The organism is Lacticaseibacillus hegangensis, assembly GCF_003946465.1.
Classification (GTDB): Bacteria; Bacillota; Bacilli; order Lactobacillales; family Lactobacillaceae; genus Lacticaseibacillus; species Lacticaseibacillus hegangensis.
Map to the genome: position 1 here is coordinate 1 of NZ_RHOL01000067.1, position 1573 is coordinate 1573.

General features: G+C 46.3%; 1 protein-coding gene. It reads left to right on the plus strand.

The genetic code is table 11. The features are described from left to right. Positions 1-134 precede the first annotated feature (134 nt). The gene (locus EKM86_RS12230; RefSeq protein ID WP_125758363.1) at positions 135-1376 is read left to right on the plus strand and encodes an ISL3 family transposase; all 1242 of its coding nucleotides are present in this window, start codon (positions 135-137) and stop codon (positions 1374-1376) included. Positions 1377-1573 lie beyond the last annotated feature (197 nt).

Below are 1573 nucleotides of genomic sequence, written 5' to 3' on the forward strand. Positions count from 1 at the left end.
GGATCTAGAATTTTTGGTGTTGATACTAATAACGCCAGAGATTCTAGATCCATCTTTGTATAACAAAAGAACACCTAGTCTCCTCGGTGCTATGCTTTAAGCGACGAAACCCAAACAAAGCGAGGTATGACTAGATGTCCGACTTAAATAGTACTCTTAAGCTGCTTGGAATTACAGATTCGAATATCACAGTCAGTGATGTACGTGATGAGATCCGTGGTCACGGCCAGGGTCGCAAGAAGTATCAGGTGGTTCATGCAGAACTGACATATTTCTTAGAACACTGTCCAAGTTGTGGCATGCCGGCATTGCGACGCAATGGGCACATCCGTACGCGTATTCACGTCAACGGCCCAACTGATCGCCCGGTGATTCTAGAGTTGGATAAGCAACGCTGGCGTTGTCGTAACTGTCGGTCAACTCTCACTGCCACGACGCCCCTCGTAAAGCCTAATCATGCGATCTCTAACGGTATTTCGGAGTATGCGCTCAAGCTCTCTAAACTTGCTATACCAGGGAAGCAGATAGCCTCTATTACTGGTATCTCGACGACTTCTATTGAGCGCATCATCGACGATAATATCAAGCCGAAGCCGCTCAACTACCTCCCAGTAAATTTGTGTTTTGATGAGTTCCGTTCGACTCACTCCACAATGTCTTTTATCTGTATTGACGCAGATACTCACAAACGGGTCACAGTGCTTGGTGATCGTCTCTCAGCGACCATTAAGGACTTCTTCAAGAGCCACTATTCGAGCGAGCAAAGAGCCGGCGTCAAACACATCTGTATGGATATGAACGCCGCCTACCAGAACTTTGCTCACGAGCTCTTTCCAAACGCCGAGATCGTAATTGACAGATTCCACGTTATTCAGCTCATCGGGCGTGCAATGGATCAGATCCGCATTCAGGCCCTCAAACAGATATCCGACAAACATTCACGTGAATACAAAGCCTTGAAGACCAACTGGAAGACTTTGCACAAGGCCAAACCAGACGCAAAGCACCGCCATTATCGCTTCGGTCTAAATGAATCCCTCACCGATCAAGAGGTTATTGACGTTGGTATTGATCCCTTTCCAAAGCTGAAGACCGCCTATGAGACGTATATCGACATTCATGACGCGTTGCTGGGAGGTCACCCTAAACGCCTTAAGGCGCTGATAGAGAACTACCAACCTTGCGGTGAACCAATGGATACGGCGATTGCCACCTTGAAGCTAAATATCCGCGGGGTTTTAAATGCCTCTCAGACCTTGCTTTCCAATGGACCAATCGAAGGTGTCAATCGCAAAATCAAAGAACTTAAACGTTCCTGTTATGGCTTTGCAAATCAGGAGCGCATGTTCAAACGAATTTACCAACTGACTGCTTAGTGGTCCTTAAACTCATATTGGTACCCCGGGGAGGAGTATGCCAACTAACACTGGGAATCCTGTACCCATAGTCAAAAATCGGACTTATAAAGGCCACCAAAGCACTCAATCCCATTGAATAACAAAAAGGTCTCTCCACAACGGAGAAACCTCAAAAGATAAAAACGATTCATCAACACCAATTGACAAAGTTCCCA